Origin of the sequence: Thermocatellispora tengchongensis (assembly GCF_014202315.1) — a bacterium.
In the GTDB taxonomy this organism is placed as follows: Bacteria; Actinomycetota; Actinomycetes; order Streptosporangiales; family Streptosporangiaceae; genus Thermocatellispora; species Thermocatellispora tengchongensis.
Genome location: NZ_JACHGN010000001.1, coordinates 120,911 through 136,481 on the forward strand (window position 1 = coordinate 120,911; position 15,571 = coordinate 136,481).

15 protein-coding genes are annotated in these 15,571 nt (G+C 73.6%); 7 read left to right on the top strand and 8 right to left on the bottom strand.

Annotation, left to right across the window (positions count from 1 at the left end; translation table 11 throughout):
* Nucleotides 1–29: 29 nt before the first annotated feature.
* The gene (locus HNP84_RS00560) at nucleotides 30–1,412 is read left to right on the top strand and encodes a helix-turn-helix domain-containing protein (protein WP_185047325.1); all 1,383 of its coding nucleotides are present in this window, start codon (nucleotides 30–32) and stop codon (nucleotides 1,410–1,412) included.
* A gap of 158 nt (nucleotides 1,413–1,570) precedes the next feature.
* Complete coding sequence (locus HNP84_RS00565; protein ID WP_185047326.1) at nucleotides 1,571–2,245, top strand: FadR/GntR family transcriptional regulator; 675 nt, start codon at nucleotides 1,571–1,573, stop codon at nucleotides 2,243–2,245.
* Nucleotides 2,246–2,257: 12 nt separating this feature from the next.
* Here the strand turns inward: HNP84_RS00565 and dnaN are convergent, their stop codons facing one another.
* The 4 genes from dnaN to HNP84_RS00585 all read right to left on the bottom strand — a co-directional run bounded on the left by dnaN (nucleotide 2,258) and on the right by HNP84_RS00585 (nucleotide 7,171).
* Complete coding sequence (dnaN, locus tag HNP84_RS00570; protein WP_185047823.1) at nucleotides 2,258–3,358, bottom strand: DNA polymerase III subunit beta; 1,101 nt, start codon at nucleotides 3,356–3,358, stop codon at nucleotides 2,258–2,260.
* A 94-nt stretch (nucleotides 3,359–3,452) separates the two neighbouring features.
* Nucleotides 3,453–4,100, bottom strand: a complete 648-nt coding sequence (locus HNP84_RS00575) for a response regulator (RefSeq protein WP_185047327.1) — start codon at nucleotides 4,098–4,100, stop codon at nucleotides 3,453–3,455.
* A gap of 8 nt (nucleotides 4,101–4,108) precedes the next feature.
* Nucleotides 4,109–5,596 carry a sensor histidine kinase gene (locus HNP84_RS00580; RefSeq protein ID WP_185047328.1) on the bottom strand — a complete coding sequence of 496 codons (1,488 nt, stop codon included), beginning with the start codon at nucleotides 5,594–5,596 and terminating at the stop codon, nucleotides 4,109–4,111.
* On the bottom strand, nucleotides 5,597–7,171 hold the full coding sequence (locus tag HNP84_RS00585; protein ID WP_185047329.1) for a sensor histidine kinase: 1,575 nt from the start codon (nucleotides 7,169–7,171) through the stop codon (nucleotides 5,597–5,599).
* A 151-nt stretch (nucleotides 7,172–7,322) separates the two neighbouring features.
* On the opposite strand from HNP84_RS00585, the gene HNP84_RS00590 reads away from it, so the two are divergent.
* From HNP84_RS00590 to HNP84_RS00610, 5 genes are read left to right on the top strand one after another with little or no spacing between them, the layout of a single operon-like run.
* Nucleotides 7,323–8,231 (top strand): ABC transporter ATP-binding protein, encoded by a 909-nt coding sequence (locus HNP84_RS00590; RefSeq protein WP_185047330.1) that lies wholly within the window; start codon nucleotides 7,323–7,325, stop codon nucleotides 8,229–8,231.
* A gap of 23 nt (nucleotides 8,232–8,254) precedes the next feature.
* Complete coding sequence (locus tag HNP84_RS00595; RefSeq protein ID WP_185047331.1) at nucleotides 8,255–8,989, top strand: ABC transporter permease; 735 nt, start codon at nucleotides 8,255–8,257, stop codon at nucleotides 8,987–8,989.
* A gap of 41 nt (nucleotides 8,990–9,030) precedes the next feature.
* Nucleotides 9,031–9,606: a TetR/AcrR family transcriptional regulator gene (locus tag HNP84_RS00600; protein ID WP_185047332.1), complete on the top strand. Its 576-nt coding sequence runs from the start codon at nucleotides 9,031–9,033 to the stop codon at nucleotides 9,604–9,606.
* A 30-nt stretch (nucleotides 9,607–9,636) separates the two neighbouring features.
* On the top strand, nucleotides 9,637–11,010 hold the full coding sequence (locus tag HNP84_RS00605) for an MFS transporter (protein WP_185047333.1): 1,374 nt from the start codon (nucleotides 9,637–9,639) through the stop codon (nucleotides 11,008–11,010).
* Complete coding sequence (locus tag HNP84_RS00610) at nucleotides 11,007–11,765, top strand: SDR family NAD(P)-dependent oxidoreductase (protein WP_185047334.1); 759 nt, start codon at nucleotides 11,007–11,009, stop codon at nucleotides 11,763–11,765. Before HNP84_RS00605 ends, HNP84_RS00610 begins: the two co-directional genes overlap by 4 nt.
* Here the strand turns inward: HNP84_RS00610 and HNP84_RS00615 are convergent.
* The 4 genes from HNP84_RS00615 to HNP84_RS00630 all read right to left on the bottom strand — a co-directional run bounded on the left by HNP84_RS00615 (nucleotide 11,762) and on the right by HNP84_RS00630 (nucleotide 15,499).
* Nucleotides 11,762–12,490, bottom strand: coding sequence for an SseB family protein (locus HNP84_RS00615; protein ID WP_246517694.1), 729 nt, complete (start codon nucleotides 12,488–12,490; stop codon nucleotides 11,762–11,764). The two genes, HNP84_RS00610 and HNP84_RS00615, sit on opposite strands and share 4 nt — an antisense overlap.
* 681 nt (nucleotides 12,491–13,171) lie before the next feature.
* Nucleotides 13,172–14,155: a threonine ammonia-lyase gene (locus HNP84_RS00620; protein WP_185047336.1), complete on the bottom strand. Its 984-nt coding sequence runs from the start codon at nucleotides 14,153–14,155 to the stop codon at nucleotides 13,172–13,174.
* A complete protein-coding gene (locus tag HNP84_RS00625; RefSeq protein WP_185047337.1) occupies nucleotides 14,152–15,027 on the bottom strand; it encodes an SMP-30/gluconolactonase/LRE family protein in 876 nt (291 codons plus the stop codon). Before HNP84_RS00625 ends, HNP84_RS00620 begins: the two co-directional genes overlap by 4 nt.
* Nucleotides 15,028–15,070: 43 nt before the next feature.
* The gene (locus tag HNP84_RS00630; protein ID WP_185047338.1) at nucleotides 15,071–15,499 is read right to left on the bottom strand and encodes a winged helix-turn-helix transcriptional regulator; all 429 of its coding nucleotides are present in this window, start codon (nucleotides 15,497–15,499) and stop codon (nucleotides 15,071–15,073) included.
* Nucleotides 15,500–15,571: the final 72 nt, after the last annotated feature.

Here is a 15,571-nt window from a genome sequence, read left to right on the forward strand (position 1 = left end):
TTGACCATTACCCCGCCCTGAGAGATCAGATGCCGAGTCAGGGATCCATTGGCGACCGCGTCCGCGGACTGCGGTTGAGCAGGCGGATGTCCCAGGCCCAGTTGGCCGGACCCGACCTTTCAGACAGTTACGTCTCCCTCATCGAGTCGGGGAAGCGGACGCCGACCCCCGTGGTCGCGCGACTGCTGGCCGAGCGCCTCGGGTGCACCACCGAGTTCCTGTTGCACGGCATCGAGCCGCGTCAGCGCATCGACACCGAACTCGGGCTGCGTCACGCGGAGCTCGAACTCCACCACGGTGACCCGGCGGCGGCAGCCGACCGGTTCAGCGAGATCATCAAGGCCGCGGGCGAGGAGAACGCCCTGCTCGCGGCGCACGCGCGGCTCGGCCGGGCCCGCGCGCTCGAAAGCCAGGGCAAGCTGGGCCCGGCGGTGGAGGCGTATGAGCGCCTGCGCCGCGAGGCCGCGGCCCACCCCGAGCGGCTGGCCGACCTGCCGCTGACCGTGGCCCTGGCGCGCTGCTACCAGCGGGCCGGCGACACCCTTCGCGCACGTGACCTGGGGGGGCACGCGCTGCGTCAGGTGGCCAGGCTCGCGCTCACCCACGGCGAGATCGCCGTGGACCTGGCGTCCGCGCTGGTCGAGACCGGCTCGGCGCCGGCCCAGGGCCAGGGGCAGTCCAACGGCGGCATGTCGTACGTCCGCCAGGTGCTGCTCGACAACGGCGTGCCGGCCGCGGTGGACCGCGAGGCCGAGGTCCACGCGTTGTGGAAGGCGAGCGTCACCGCGGCGCAGGGGGAGGACTCCGCGTTGGCCGTACGCCTTGCCGACGACGCGATCGCGACCGGCCGGCCGGCCCGGATGGCGGTGCGCCTGGCCAGGATCGCGATGGAGTGGTCGCGGTTGACGGCCTCCGCGTCGTCGCCCACCGACGTGCAGCTCGACGAGGCCCGCGGCTACGCGAGCGCGGCGGCGCAGGTGTTCTCGGCGTTCGCCGGCACCGCCGCCGAGCACGCGATGAGCCTGGTCGTGCTGGCCCAGGTGCAGCTCCGCAGCGGCGATCCCGACGAGGCCGCCCGTCTGGCGGGTTCGGCGCTGGACGTGATGGCCGGCTCCCCCGGCGTCACCGCGGCCAACGCCCACCTCGTGCTGGCCCAGGTGGCGCTGACCGGCGAGGGCAACGGCACCGCCGTGGCGAGCCTGCGCAGCGCGCGCGGCATCCTGGAGGCCGCGACCAGCGCCGCGGAGCCCAACCGGCAGGTGGCGCGTTCCTGGCGCGAGCTGGGCGACCTGTACGGCCGGGTCGGTGCGAAGGAGGACCAGACGGCGGCGTACCGTAGGGCGCTGGAGTCGGTCGGCGTACGCTCGGCGCTGGTCGGCGCGGTGACGACGGATTCCGAACTGGTGCGATAGCCCTGCGCTCCGAACGGATCGGCCCTCCGCCGAAGCGGACGTGCCGAATGCGGGCTAACGGGACCCCTCCTCCGGATTTGTGATTCCGCGTCTGGAATAATTAGGGTCTACCAGTCATTGACTCGTAGGATGATTGGTTTCCCCGGAGGAGGCGGACTGTGAGTCTGCGCACGGCTCAGCGGGCTTCCCTCGTTGACCAGGTCATCGATCAGCTCAAGGAGCAGATCACGTCGGGATCGTGGCAGTTGCACGCCAAGATCCCGACGGAGACGGTCCTCGCCGAGCAGCTCGGTGTCGGGCGTAACACGGTCCGCGAGGCGGTACGCGCGCTCACGCACGCCGGCCTGCTCGACTGCCGTCAGGGCGACGGCACCTACGTCAGGGCCACCAGCGAGCTGTCCGGAGCCATGCTGCGCAGGCTCCGGCAGGCGGAGCAGCTTGAGATCCTGGAGGTGCGGCGCGCGCTGGAGGTGGAGGCGGCCCGCCTGGCCGCGACCCGGCGCACCGACGCCGACGTGAAGCTGATCGAGGAGGCGCTGGCCGAGCGCGAGCGGGCCTGGAAGGCCGGCGAGCCCACCGCCTTCGTCGAGGCCGACCTCAACTTCCACATGGCCGTGGTGGAGGCCACCCACAACCGGGTGCTGCTCGACCTCTACCAGGACTTCTCGGCCGCGCTGCGGGCCAGCATCACCGCCGCCGGCACCGAGCTGAACAGCACCTACATCCCGCACGACGCGATCTACCGGGCCATCGCGGCCGGTGACGTGGCCGCCGCCGAGCGCGCCGGCCACGCCTGCATGGAGCACATCCTGATCGCGCTGACCGAGGACTGATCCGGCCGGGGTTCAGCCCAGCCGCAGCGACATCACCAGGTAGCGGAATTCGGGCTGGGCGTCGCCCGGGACGGTGGTGATCAGGGCGGGCCGCGTCGGCGACTCCATGTTGATCCGCACCAGGTCGGTGTCGATGCCCGACAGGCCGTCGAGCAGAAACTGCGACTGGAACGCGATCTGGATGTCCTCGCCGGTCAGCTCGGCCTCCACGACCTCGGCGCCACGGCCGACCTCGCCGCCGCCGGCCTGGATGAGCACCTGCCCGGGGGTGAACGACAGCCGGATCGGCGTGTTGCGCTCGCCGACCAGACCGACCCGCTTGATCGCCTCGACGAACGGGGCGGTGCGCACGTCGGCCCGGATAGACCAGGAGTCGGTCAGCCGGGAGCGGTAGTCGATGAACTGCTCGTCGAGCAGGCGCACCGTCGTGCTGCGCCCCAGGCTCTCGAACCCGGCCACGCCGCCGCCGAGCCCCAGCACGACCTCGCCGCCGCGCAGCGCGCGGGCCACCTCGACCATGACCCGGGCGGGCACCATCGCGTGCTCGGCCAGGTCGGGACGCTCGGGCCGCCAGGCGAAGTCGCGGGCCGCGATGCGGTAGCGGTCGGTGGCCGCCATCGCGACGTGCTCGCCCTCCATGTCGATGCGGATGGCGGTCAGCATCGGCAGGGTCTCGTCGCGGCTGGCCGCGGGCGCCACCTGGCCGACCGCCGCCGCGAACAGCTCGCCGCCGACCGCGCCGACCCGCTGGGGGAAGCGCGGCAGGGTCGGGAAGTCCTCGACCGGCATGGTCAGCAGCGCGAACTCGGCGCTGCCGCAGGTGAGCAGCGCCTCGGTGGACGTGGTGGTGATCTCGACCGGGGCGTCGGGCAGGCTCCGGGTGATCTCGGCGAGCACCCGGCCGGGGATCAGCACCTTGCCCGGCTCCTCGATGCCGGCCTCGGCGGAGGCGCGGGCGGAGACCTCGTAGTCGAAGGCGGAGACCGTCAGCTCCTCGCCGGCGGCCTCAAGCAGCAACCCGGAGAGCACCGGCACGACCGGCCGGGCGGGCAGTACCCGCGCCGTCCATGCCACGGTGTCGGCGAGGGCATCTCGGTTGACCCGGAACTTCACCTGATCCATCCCCTTCGTCGCCAGGGCCCTTGCAGCACCTTTTCGCACGGTAGCGGGTGCCCCCGACAGAACGCCGCCCTGCTCGCGCGATCGCTCAGGTGGCGTTCAGATAGGCCAGGACGGCCAGGACCCTTCGGTTGTCGTCGTCGGAGGGCGCCAGGTCCAGTTTGGCGAAGATGCTGGCGGTGTGCTTGCCCACGGCGCTGTCGCTGAGGAACAGCCGCTGCGAGATGGCCGCGTTGGACCGGCCCTCGGCCATCAGCTCCAGCACCTCGCGCTCGCGCGGGGTGAGCCGGGCCAGCGGCTGGTTGCGGGCGTTGCTGGCCAGCAGCTTGGCGATCACCTCGGGGTCCATGGCCGTGCCGCCGCCCGCGACCCGCCGCAGGGCGTCCACGAACTGCTCGGAGTTGAACACCCGGTCCTTGAGCAGGTAGCCGACCGCGCCGGAGCCGTCGGCGAGCAGTTCGCGGGCGTAGAGCTGCTCGACGTGCTGCGAGAGCACCAGCACCGGCAGGCCGGGCACCCGCCTGCGCGCCTCCAGCGCCGCCTGCAGCCCCTCGTCGGTGAAGGTGGGCGGCAGCCGCACGTCCACGACCGCGACGTCGGGACGCTCCTCGACCAGGGCCTTCAGCAGCTCCGGCCCGCTCTCGACCGCGGCGGCGATGTCGAAGCCGTGCGCGCGGAGCAGGTGGACCAGCCCTTCGCGCAGCAGGTACAGGTCTTCGGCGATGACGACTCTCACGTGACCCCTCAAGCCCTCCGTACGGACCCGACGATACCCCCGGCGAGCAGGAGCGCGCCGCCCGCGGCCACCGCGGTCGTGACGGCGGCGGGCCAGGACGGCACCGCCAGCGCCGGGACCAGCCAGTACGCGGCCACCGGCAGCAGCAGGGGGAGCACGACGAGCAGGCAGGCCCCGGCCAGGGCCGTCACCCTGCGCAGGTTCCAGGACGGCGACGGCGCGGCGGCCCGCTCGGGCGCCTCGGGCTCCGGGTCGTGCTCGGGCGCCAGGGCCTCCGGGACGCTCAGCGTGGCGACCGTGGGCTCGCCGGGCGGGCTGTCCAGGGTGAACGTGCCGTCGAGGGCGGTGAGCCGGCGTTCGATGCCGCGCAGCCCGCTGCCGCGCGCCGGGTCGGCGCCGCCCGAGCCGTCGTCGCGCACCACCACGGTCAGCTCGCGGCGGCGTACGGTCATGTCGATGGCGGCCGAGGTCGCGCCGCCGTGCCGGGCCGCGTTGGTGAGCAGCTCGCTGACCGCGAAGTAGACCGCCGCCTCCACGGCCTCGCCGCAGCGCTCGCCGGGCGCGTCGATGGTCACGGTCACGTCCAGGGCGCTGTCCACGGCGAGCGCGCGCAGCGCGTCGGCGAGCCCGCGTTCGGCCAGCACCGGGGGCCTGATGCCGCGGACCAGCCTGCGCAGCTCGGCCAGCGCCGTCGCCGACGCCTCCTGCGCCTTGCCGATCAGCGCGATGGCCGCCGCGGGGTCGGTGTCGAGCAGGCGTTCCGCCGCGCCCAGGGTCATGCCCACCGCGACCAGCCGGGCCTGCGCGCCGTCGTGCAGGTCGCGCTCGATCCGGCGGAGCTGGGCCGCCTGGGCGTCCACCTCCTGGGAGCGCGACTCGGCGAGGTCGCGGACCCGCCCGGCCAGCCGCGCCCGCTGCGTGGGCGCGAGCAGGGCGCGGTTCCACAGCCCGGCGGCCCTGAGGGTCCACGGCCCCAGCGCGGCGCCCGCGACCGCGAGCGCCACCCCGGCGAGCGACCCGGACGCGACCGCCGACGCCGCGCCGTACAGGAGCATGGCGGCCGGGATGGCGGCGGCCGGGGCCGCGCCCAGCGGGAATCCGATGCCCCAGAGGAGGTCGCGCCAGGTGGCCGGGTCCTTCAGCAGCCAGTCCAGCCGCTGCGTGTACGCCGGGATCGTGGGCTTCTTGTACAGCCGGTTATCGGCGCGGTACCAGCCGTCGGGCTGGCGTACGGGCGGCGCCGGCCTGGGCCGGTACGGCTCGTCGATGTCCACCCCGGTCACGGCCAGGGTGATCCGGCGCCCGAGCCGGGCCTGCCACCGGCTCAGCCGGACCGCGGGCGGGAAAGGGAAGACCAGCCCGATCACCGACAGCAGCATCAGCAGCGTGACGACCGCCGTGACCGGCAGCAGCGCGAGCCCGAACGCGGCCAGGACCAGCCCGCCCGCCATCCCGGCGGCCGAGCGCCGCGCGAACAGGGCGACCCGCGACTCCATTCAGCACCCCCGCCCGCTCCAGGACCGGCCCGAGCCGTCGTCGCCCGACCCCGGGCCGCCGTGGGCGATCGGCAGCACGATCGCCGCGCCGAGCATGAACAGGCCCACCGCGATCATGGTCAGGATCGTCGGCCACTGGTACGGCTCCGGCACGTGCAGCCCGAGGAACCACGCCGGCTTCTCCTCCGCATCGATGATCTTGATGATGGCCGCGACCAGCCCCTGCGGGAACAGCGGCAGCCAGCCCACCGAGTGACCGGCCGCCACCACGCTCAGCTTCCACAGCGGCATGCGCGGCCCGGTGTCGGCGATCGATCCGGCCAGCGCGTGCGGCAGCTCGATCGTGGCCGTGCTGGGCCCGTGGGCCGTCGCGGTCACCGCGAGCACCCCGTCGAAGACCGCCAGCCGCCGTTCGATCCCCGCGACCAGGCTCTCGGCCGCGTCGTAGGCCCGGTCGCCGTCGTCGGTGACGGTCAGGCGCAGCTTGGCGCCCTCGTTACTGATGTCGATCAGCACCCGTTCCACACCCGGCCGCGTGGCGAGGTGCGTCAGCAGCTCGCTGACCGCGAAGTAGGCCGCGGACTCGAACGGCGCCCCGGCGCGTACCTCCAGGTCGGCCTCGACCTGGACGTCGAGCGGGCTGTCCAGGGCGAGCGCGCGCACGGCGTCGCCCAGCCCGCGCTCGGCCAGCACCGGCGGGTGGATGCCGCGCACCACGCGCCGCAGCTCGGCCAGCGCGACCGCCGACTCCTCGCGGGCGCCGGAGAGCAGCTTCCTGGCCGCGGCCGGGTCGGTGGCGGCCAGCTCCTTGGCCGCGCTCAGGGTCATGCCCATCGCCACCAGCCGGGCCTGGGCGCCGTCGTGCAGGTCGCGCTCGATCCGGCGCAGCTCGGCCGCCTGGAAGTACGCCGCGTCGGTACGGGCGCGCGTGATGCGGCGCATCGTACCGGTGAGCTGGGACCTGCGGGTGGGCGCGAGCAGCACCCGCGACCACAGGGAGTGGGCGCGCAGCAGCGAGGGCAGCGCGGCGAGGACGGCGCCCGCGACCATGAGGCCGAGCAGGGCGGTGACCGCGGCGGCGAGCGGCGCGGGCCCCCATGGCCACCGCCAGTACCAGGGCGCGGCCAGCGCCCCGAGAAGGACCAGCAGCGGCACCGCGCCGAGCGCCGCCGCGACGAACGGATCGGCGAACCTCCAGACGAGGTCGCGCCAGGTGGCCGGGTCGCTGAACACCCACCTCCACCGGTCGTTCCACGCGGGCACCCGCGGCGACTTGTACAGGGTGCGGTCATGGCGGTACAGGCCGTCGGGCCCCGGCACCGGTGGCGGCGGCGGGGGCAGGTACGGCTCGTCGATCCGGACCCCCGACCACGCGTACGCCCGCCGCCGGGCCGCCCGCGCGTTCCATCGGGTGACCCGCGCCAGCCCCGGGAACAGGAAGAAGAGCCCGAGCCCGAACGACACGATCAGGAAGACCACGCTCACGGCCGCCTGCGCCGCCCCGGCGACCGCCAGCCAGGACAGCATCGCCGCGCGGCCCACCGCGACGGTGTACCTGCGAGCGTACCGGCGCATCCGCCCCTCCTTCCGTCCCTCACCCAGTCTCGGCGATGGACGGGTTCACGGGGAGTGGGTCCAGGCGCCCGGCGGGGGTGTACCTAGCCCCACCCCATGGCGGCGTCCAGCCCGATTCCGCCCGGCGCGCGCCGTTCCTAGCGTCGATGCCATGACAGTCATCGAAGTGAACCACCTGCGCAAGCTGTACCACGGCCGGGCGGTCGTGGACGACGTGTCCCTCACGGTGGAGGAGGGCGAGATCTTCGGCGTGCTCGGTCCCAACGGGGCCGGCAAGACCACGACGGTGGAGTGCATAGCGGGCCTGCGCGCCCGCGACTCCGGCTCGGTCTCGGTGCTCGGCCTGGACCCGAGCGCCGACCGCGACGAGCTGCGCTCGGTGGTCGGGGTGCAACTGCAGAGCGCGGTCCTGCCGGAGAAGATCAAGGTCTGGGAGGCCATGGACCTGTACGCCTCCTTCTACGAGCGCCCCGCCGACTGGGAGACGCTGCTGGACCGGGTCGGGCTCGCCGGCAAGCGGGACGAGCGGTTCGGCAAGCTGTCCGGCGGCCAGAAGCAGCGCCTGTCGATCGCGCTCGCGCTGGTCGGCAACCCCAGGATCGCCATCCTGGACGAGCTGACCACGGGCCTGGACCCGCAGGCCCGCCGCGACACGTGGGAGCTGATCGGGCGCGTCCGCGACGAGGGCGTGACGATCGTGCTGGTCACGCACTTCATGGAAGAGGCCGAGCGGCTGTGCGACCGGCTGGCCCTGATCGACTCGGGCCGGGTCGTCGCGATCGACAGCCCCGCCGGCCTGGTGGCGCGGGTGGAGCGGGACCAGACCATCCGGTTCCGCCCCTCGGGCCCGCTGGACGACGCGGTGCTCAAGGCGCTGCCCGAGGTGAGCGACGTCACCAAATCGGGCGGCACGCTGCTGGTCTCGGGCACCGGCAACCTGATCCTCGCGGTGAGCGCCGCCCTGGCCGAGCACGGCGTCAGCCCGCTGGACCTGCGGGTGGAGGGCGCCACGCTGGACGACGCCTTCCTCGCCCTGACCGGCAAGACCATCGCCCCCTGACCCCCCGAGCGGAGACGAGACCCATGTCCAAGATCCTCACCGTCGAGGCCAAGCTGTTCCTGCGTGAGCCCGCCGCGCTGCTGTTCGCCCTGCTGCTCCCGCTCGTGCTGCTGCTCGGCCTGGGCAGCCTTCCCCGCTTCCAGGAGGCGGTGCCCGAGCTGGGCGGGCAGCGGATCATCGACACGCACTTCCCGTCCATGATGATGCTGCTCGGGCTGATCACGCTGGCGTTCACCGTCATGCCGGCAACGCTGGCGACGTACCGGGAGAGCGGGGTGCTGCGCCGCATGTCCACCACCCCGGTGCGGGCCGGGCGGCTCCTCACCGCACAACTGCTGATCAACGTCGTGGTCGCGGTGCTGGCCTCGACGATCCTGACCGTGCTCGGGTGGGCGGTGCTGGACATCGGCCTGCCGCGCGAGCCGCTGGGGTTCGCGGTGTCATTCGTGCTCGGCGGCGCCTCCCTGTTCGCGCTCGGGCTGCTGATCGCCTCGATCTCGCCCACGGCCAAGGCGGCGCCGGGCATCGGCACCGTGCTCATGTTCCCCCTGATGTTCATCAGCGGGATGTGGGTGCCCCGCGAGAGCATGCCCGAAGTGCTGCGCCAGATCGGCGACTTCCTGCCCGTGGCACCCTTCGGCCAGGCCCTGCGCGACACCTGGGCCGGGCACGCGCCCAACCCCCGGGACCTCGTGGTGATGGCGGCCACCGTGCTCATCGCCGGTGGGGCCGCCGCCCGGTTGTTCCGCTGGGAATAAATTTTTGACCACTCGTTCTCGTATGAGGTAGGGTCGATGCCATGGCGAGGACGAAGGAGTTCGATCCCGAGGCCGCCCTGAGGGCGGCCTTGGAGCTGTTCTGGGAGCGCGGTTACGAGGCGACCTCGATGGCCGACCTGGTCGAACACCTCGGCATCGCGCGGGCCAGCCTGTATTCCACCTTCGGCGGCAAGCACGAGCTGTACATGAAGGCGCTGTACGCCTACACCGAGGCGCGCGACGTCGATCCGATCGCGATGCTGGCCCAGCCGGGGCCCACGCTGCCGGCCGTGCGCGCGCTGATCGAGCTGTACACCGAGGAGTCGGTGAACGAGCCGCGCGGATGCATGATCGTGAACGCGGCGGCCGAGATGCTGCCCGGCGACCGCACCGTGGCCAGGTTCGTCGAGGCCAACTGGGCGGCGCTGGAGGCCGCCCTGACCACGGCGTTCATCCGGGCCCGCGCCCAGGGCGAGCTGCCCGAGGGGCGCGACCCGCAGGCGCTGGCCCGATTCGTCCTCGTCTTCCTCCAGGGACTGAAGGTCATGGCCAAGGGCTCCCCCGACCCGGCCAGGCTGAGGCAGGCCGCCGCCCAGGCGCTGTCCATGCTCTCCTGATCCGACCGCCGCCACCAAGGGGGCTTACGCATGCTCGAATTCAAGACCGATCATTCTAGTAGTAAAGCGTTCGCCCTCCTGGGGGCGGTCCAGATCGCGCTCATCGGCGGCATCACCCTGATCGCGGTGCCGCTGCCCGCCATCCAGCGCGACTTCGGCCTCACCCAGGCCGAGCTGGCCCTGGTCTCGGCGGCCTACGGGCTGCCGTTCGCCGGACTGCTGCTCCTCGGCGGCAGGCTGGCCGACCGGCTCGGCCCGCGCCGGGTCTTCCTCGCCGGGGTCGCGCTGTTCGGCCTGGCCTCCGTCGCAGGCGGGCTCGCCCCCGGGTACGGCGTCCTGCTCACGGCCAGGTTCGCCCAGGGCGCGGGCGCGGCGCTGACCGCACCCGCCGCGGTCGCCCTGGTCACCCTGCTCCACCCCGACCCCGTGGCCCGCGGGCGCGCGTTCGCCCTGTGGGGCACGCTCTCGGTGACCGGGGCCACCACGGGCAGCCTGGCCGGCGGCCTGATCGCCTCCGCGACCTCCACCTGGCGCTGGACCTTCGCCGTCCCGGTCGCGGCCGCCCTGGCCGCCCTGCTGCGCCACCGCGTCCTGCCCGCGGCCAGGGAGAGGCCGCCCGCCGGAAGCCTGGACGCGCTCGGCGCCGCCCTGGCCACCGCCGGGCTGGTCGCACTCAGCTACGGCCTGCTCGACGGCGTCTCACCCCTCGCCACCGGGGCGGGCGTCGCGCTCCTGGCCGCCTTCCTCCTGGTCGAGGGCAGGATCGCGGCCGACCCCCTGCTGCCCCTGCCGTTCCTGCTGAACCCGCGCCGCCTGTCCGCCCTGGCCGCGATCATGGTCACCGCGGCGGCCAGCGCCACCAGCGCGTTCCTGCTCAACCTCTGGCTGCAGCAGGTACGCGGCCTGTCCCCCGCCGTCACCAGCCTCATCCTCGCGCCCACCGTGCTCATCGTCGCCATGGGCCCGGTCTCGGCCCGCCTGATCGCCCGGTACGGCCCCCGCGCCGTCACCACCGTGGGTCTCGCGCTCGGCGCGGTGTCGATGCTGCTCCTCAGCCGCCTGGACGACCAGGCCGCCGTGCTCTGCGGCCTGGCCCTGTTCTCCTTCGGCGGCGGGATGGCCTTCTCCGGCGCCACCGTCAGCGCGCTGACCGGCGCCCCGCCCGGACGCGCCGGGGTGGCCGGCGGCCTGGCCAACACCGCCATGGAGATCGGCCCCACGGCCGGCCTGGCCGGGCTGGTCGCGGTGGCGGCGGCGCGTACCGCCTCGCTCGGCCACCTCGGCCCGGCGCGGGCGACCCTGGGCGGCTACACGCTGGCACTGGTCGTCATGGCCGCCGTCATGATCCTCACCGCGCTCCTGTTCCTGATCACCAGCAGAGAATCCAGAAAGGACCGATCATGACCCGATTCACCGGCAAGACCGTGCTGATCAGCGGAGCGAGCGCCGGGATCGGCCGGGCGCTCGCGCTCGGCTTCGCCGCCGAGGGCGCCACCGTGATCGCCGCCGCCCGCGGCGAGGACGCGCTGAAGGAGACCGTGCGGCTGATCGAGGCCGAGGGCGGCCGGGCCGAGGCCCGCACCGTGGACGTCGCCGACTCCGCGAGCGTGGCCGCCCTGATCTCCGGCATCGTGGCCGCCCACGGCCGGCTGGACATCGCGGTCAACAACGCGGGCGTGCTGACGCTGGGCCGGGTCGAGGAGCTGCCAGAGGCGGAGTGGGAGCGCATGTTCCGGATCAACACCACCGGCGTCTTCCACGCGATGAAGCACCAGATCGCCGCCATGCGGGCCGGCGGCCGGGGCGGGGTGATCATCAACATGAGCTCCAGCGTCGGCGAGCACATCCGCGTACCGGGCATGGCCGCGTACGGCGCGTCGAAGGCCGCCGTCACCGCGCTCAGCCGCACGGCGGCGCTGGAGTGCATCGGCGACGGGATCAGGATCAACTCGGTCAGCCCCGGCCCGCACGACACCACCATGTCGATGCGCCCCGGCGAGACCGAGGCCGACCGGGCCGAGCGGATGAGGACCCAGCTCCCCATCGGCCGCGTCGGCACCCTGGACGAGATCACCGGCTCGGTCCTGTGGCTGGCCTCCCCGGCCGCCGGCTTCGCCGTGGGCCTGGACCTGGTCCTGGACGGCGGCGGCTCGCTCTAGGCGCGCTGCTCGCGCACGTAGAACGGGGGGATGCCGGCCAGCAGGTGCTCCTCCCCCGGCGGCTTGATCCACACCTCCAGCTCCCGCCCGTCGGGCAGCCGGTGGGTGAGCGTGCCCCCGAACGCGGCGTCCACGCTCGCCACGTCCTCCGCCACCAGCATGATGATGAGCTGCCGCGGGCCCGGCGGGAAGTACACCCACCCGTAGTGCGCCGCGTGCACGCCGGGGATCGTGTCCAGCCGCTTCACCAGCACGGACATGGCCCCCGGCGGCAGCGGCGGCGCCTCCCCGGTGTGGATCACCGTCACCGAGTCGTCGGCCGCTTCGAGCAGCCGGTCCACGACCCCCGGCGGGAAGACCTTGCCGTAGGGCCAGTTCGGGTTCAGCACCAGCCGCTGCCCCGAGGTCATCGCGAACAGCGCCCGCGGTTCGACCTCCAGCACCCGGTAGCGCCGCGCGATCCCCGGATTCTCCGCGTACGTCTCGGCGATCCGCTCCTCGGAGGTGAAGAACGGGATCGTGTCCCCCTCCTCGGTGCCGAACATCAACACGTCCAGCACCTCGTCCCGCGCACGCCACCACCCACGCCACCACCCGGGCCGCCGTACCAGGATCAGCACCTTCCCCCTGATCAGCAGCTTGAAGAACGCCAGCAGCGCCGCATCATCCCCCGCCCGCACAGCCCGCAACGCATCCTCAACCTGCCGTGGGGTCGGCCCGTCCATCCCCCCTTGATATCCGACCACTCCCCCTCGGCCTACCCCCACCCCCTATCTCGGGTCATGATCCCCAGCCCCAGCCGGGCCCGTGCCATCCACGGGCGCGGCCCGAGCGCACCGAGGGCCGCGTCTCTCCACGAGCAGAGCCGGGCGGAGACCAGGGGTCGTCACCCCGGCCCAACAGCCGCCCCATCGGCGGTCGGTGGCGCCGGGCTCGGGCGTCGGTGGTGTCTGGCCGAGAAGCGGCGGGAGCGCAGCAACCGCCCCCGCGGGCCGGACACGCGACCCGGGCGGCCTGCCCATCGACCCGCTTCCGGCGCGCGACGGCGGTGGCGACCTGTACGGCGCGGTACGGCGCGGGCGAACCCCGCGCGCGCCGGCGATGGGGCGGAGTGGGCACGGCACCGGCCGGAGACCGGGAGGGCGCCCGCAAGCATCCAGGGCCCCCGAACCGAACCCGTGCGGTGCACGGGCCCCGAGCACCAGCCCAAACCGGGCCCGCGCTGCGCACAGGCCCGGAGCACCAGCTCAAACCGGGCCCGTGCCGGGCACGGGCCCCGAGCACCAGCCCAATCCGGGCCCGTGCTGCGCACAGGCCCGGAGCACCAGCTCAAACCGGGCCCGTGCCGGGCACGGGCCCAGAGCACCAGCCCAAAGCCGGCCCGTGCCGGGCACGGGCCCCGAGCACTAGTCCGAGCGCCGGGGGTGCGGGGCGCGGGTCAAGGACGCGGCCAGGGTTTCCGGGGTGATGTTGCGGCCGGAGACGATCGCCACGTGGGTGCCCTCGCCCTGCACCTTGCCGGTGAGCAGGGCCGCGACGGCTGCCGCGCCCGCGCCCTCGGCGACGTAGCCCCGGGCGGTGGCGAGGTGGGCCAGGGCGGCGTGGATCTCGTGTTCCTCGACGGTGACGAGGCTGTGGACGTGGCGGGCGATCAGATCGACCGTGACCGAGCCGGGTTCGATGTTGCCGGCCAGGCCGTCGGCGATGGTGGGGCCGACCTCCACCGGGACCTGGTGGCCGGCCGCGACGGCGGCCGAGACGGCGGTGGAGGCCGCGGCTTCCACGCCGACGACGCGGACGTCCGGACGGCCGGCGGCCCACAGTCCGAGGCCCGAGGCGAGGCCGCCGCCGCCGATCGGGCAGACGACGGTGACGGGCCCGCGCGAGCCGGCGAGCTGGGCGTCCAGTTCGCGGCCGATCGTGGCCTGGCCGGCGATCACGTGCGGGTCGTTGTACGCCGACAGGTAGTGCGCCCCCGCCTCGGCCAGTTCCTGGGCGTGCCGCTCGGCCTCGTCGTACGTCGCGCCGGTGACGACCAGGTCCACCCCGAGGCGGCGCAGCCGGTCCACCTTGGCCGGGGAGGCCGTCTCGGGCACCACCACGGTGGCGGGGCGGCCCAGGATGCGGCCGGCGTGGGCGATGCCCAGGGCGTGGTTGCCCGCCGAGGCGGTGACCACGCGCACCCCGGCGGGCACCCGCGACAGCGCGCTCAACGCGCCCCGGATCTTGAACGCGCCGGTGGGCTGCAGGCTCTCCAGCTTCAGCGCCGGCTCGGCGGGGGTGCCCTCGCCCGGGTCGAGCGGGCTGGGGGCCAGGTGGGCGCGGACGACCCGCCAGGCGGCCTCCAGGTCGTCCGGAGTGGGGGCGGCGACGGGGCGGTGGGCGGTCATCGGGGACCGGTCACCGTCAGGAACAGGGAGTAGATCGAGCTGGTGGCGGTCACGAACAGGCGGTTGCGCTTGGGGCCGCCGAAGGTCAGGTTGGACACGGTCTCGGGGATCAGGATCTTGCCGATGAGGGTGCCGTCGGGGTCGTAGCAGTGCACGCCGTCGCCGGCGGCGGCCCAGATCCGGCCCGCGCCGTCCAGGCGGAGGCCGTCGAAGCCCCCGGACGTGCAGCGGGCGAACTCGCCGTCGTCCTGCAGCGTGCCCTCCTCGGTGACCTTGAGCCTGCGGATGAGGGCGACCCCGCTGTCGGCGATGTACAGGTGCCGCTCGTCCAGGGAGAACGCCAGCCCGTTGGGGCGGTCGAAGTCGTCGGCGACCCGGCGTACCTCGCCGGTGACCGGGTCGGCGCGGTAGACGTGGCAGCCGCCGATCTCGCTGTCGGCGCGGTGGCCCTCGTAGTCGCTGTCGATCCCGTACGACGGGTCGGTGAACCAGATCGAGCCGTCGGACTTCTCCACCACGTCGTTGGGGCTGTTGAGCCGCTTGCCCTGCCATCGGTCGGCGATGACGGTGATCGACCCGTCGTGCTCGGTGCGGGTGACGCGGCGGTTGCCGTGCTCGCAGGAGATCAGCCGGCCCTGGCGGTCCACGGTGTTGCCGTTGGTGTAGCCGGCCGGGCTGCGGAAGACGCCGACCTGGCCGGTGGTCTCGTCCCAGCGCAGCATGCGGTCGTTCGGGATGTCGCTCCACACCAGGTAGCGGTGCGCGGGGAAGTACGCGGGCCCCTCGGCCCACCGGCACCCCTCGTACAGCTTCTCGACCCGCCGGTCGCCGCGGCACGCGCGGAACCGCTCATCCAGCGTCTCGAACACCATGTGCAGCCTCCCGATCTCGTGCTCCTCGCGAGATCATCCCGGACTACCCGGCGGCGGCGCGACCCGCCGGGGAGTTCTCGCGCGTGTCGTAGGCCGCGCGGGCCGCGTGCACCTCCTCTATGTTCCGCTCGGCCCAGCGCTTCATGGTGCCCATGATCTCCTGGAGCCCGCGGCCGAGCGTGGTCAGCTCGTAGTCCACCCGCACCGGGACCCTGGGCGTGACCGTGCGGCTCACCAGGCCGTCGCGCTCCAGGGTGCGCAGGCTCTGGGTGAGCATCTTCTGGCTCACCCCGGCGATGATCCGGGACAGCTCGCTGTAGCGCTTGGGCCCGTCGGACAGGGCCGCCAGGATCAGCGTCACCCACTTGTCGCTGATCGTGTCGAGCAGTTGCCTGGCCGGGCAGCAGGCCAGGAAGGCGTCATATGCGGCCTTCGCCGCTTCCCTGCGCTGGGCGGCGGTCTGGGTGGCCATCGCGTCACGCTCCTCGGCGTACGGTACGCACCTCAAGGTACGTACTTCCCCGCAGAGAGTAACACTCCTTAC

Excerpts from the sequence above, each read along its gene's own strand:
- HNP84_RS00580 (WP_185047328.1), bottom strand. The coding sequence starts at position 5,596 with ATGGAGTCGCGGGTCGCCCTGTTCGCGCGGCGCTCGGCCGCCGGGATG.
- HNP84_RS00585 (WP_185047329.1), bottom strand. The coding sequence starts at position 7,171 with ATGCGCCGGTACGCTCGCAGGTACACCGTCGCGGTGGGCCGCGCGGCG.
- HNP84_RS00620 (WP_185047336.1), bottom strand. The coding sequence starts at position 14,155 with ATGACCGCCCACCGCCCCGTCGCCGCCCCCACTCCGGACGACCTGGAG.
- HNP84_RS00625 (WP_185047337.1), bottom strand. The coding sequence starts at position 15,027 with ATGGTGTTCGAGACGCTGGATGAGCGGTTCCGCGCGTGCCGCGGCGAC.
- HNP84_RS00630 (WP_185047338.1), bottom strand. The coding sequence starts at position 15,499 with ATGGCCACCCAGACCGCCGCCCAGCGCAGGGAAGCGGCGAAGGCCGCA.
- HNP84_RS00590 (WP_185047330.1), top strand. The coding sequence starts at position 7,323 with ATGACAGTCATCGAAGTGAACCACCTGCGCAAGCTGTACCACGGCCGG.
- HNP84_RS00595 (WP_185047331.1), top strand. The coding sequence starts at position 8,255 with ATGTCCAAGATCCTCACCGTCGAGGCCAAGCTGTTCCTGCGTGAGCCC.
- HNP84_RS00560 (WP_185047325.1), top strand. The coding sequence starts at position 30 with ATGCCGAGTCAGGGATCCATTGGCGACCGCGTCCGCGGACTGCGGTTG.
- HNP84_RS00610 (WP_185047334.1), top strand. The coding sequence starts at position 11,007 with ATGACCCGATTCACCGGCAAGACCGTGCTGATCAGCGGAGCGAGCGCC.
- HNP84_RS00600 (WP_185047332.1), top strand. The coding sequence starts at position 9,031 with ATGGCGAGGACGAAGGAGTTCGATCCCGAGGCCGCCCTGAGGGCGGCC.
- HNP84_RS00605 (WP_185047333.1), top strand. The coding sequence starts at position 9,637 with ATGCTCGAATTCAAGACCGATCATTCTAGTAGTAAAGCGTTCGCCCTC.
- HNP84_RS00615 (WP_246517694.1), bottom strand. The coding sequence starts at position 12,490 with ATGGACGGGCCGACCCCACGGCAGGTTGAGGATGCGTTGCGGGCTGTG.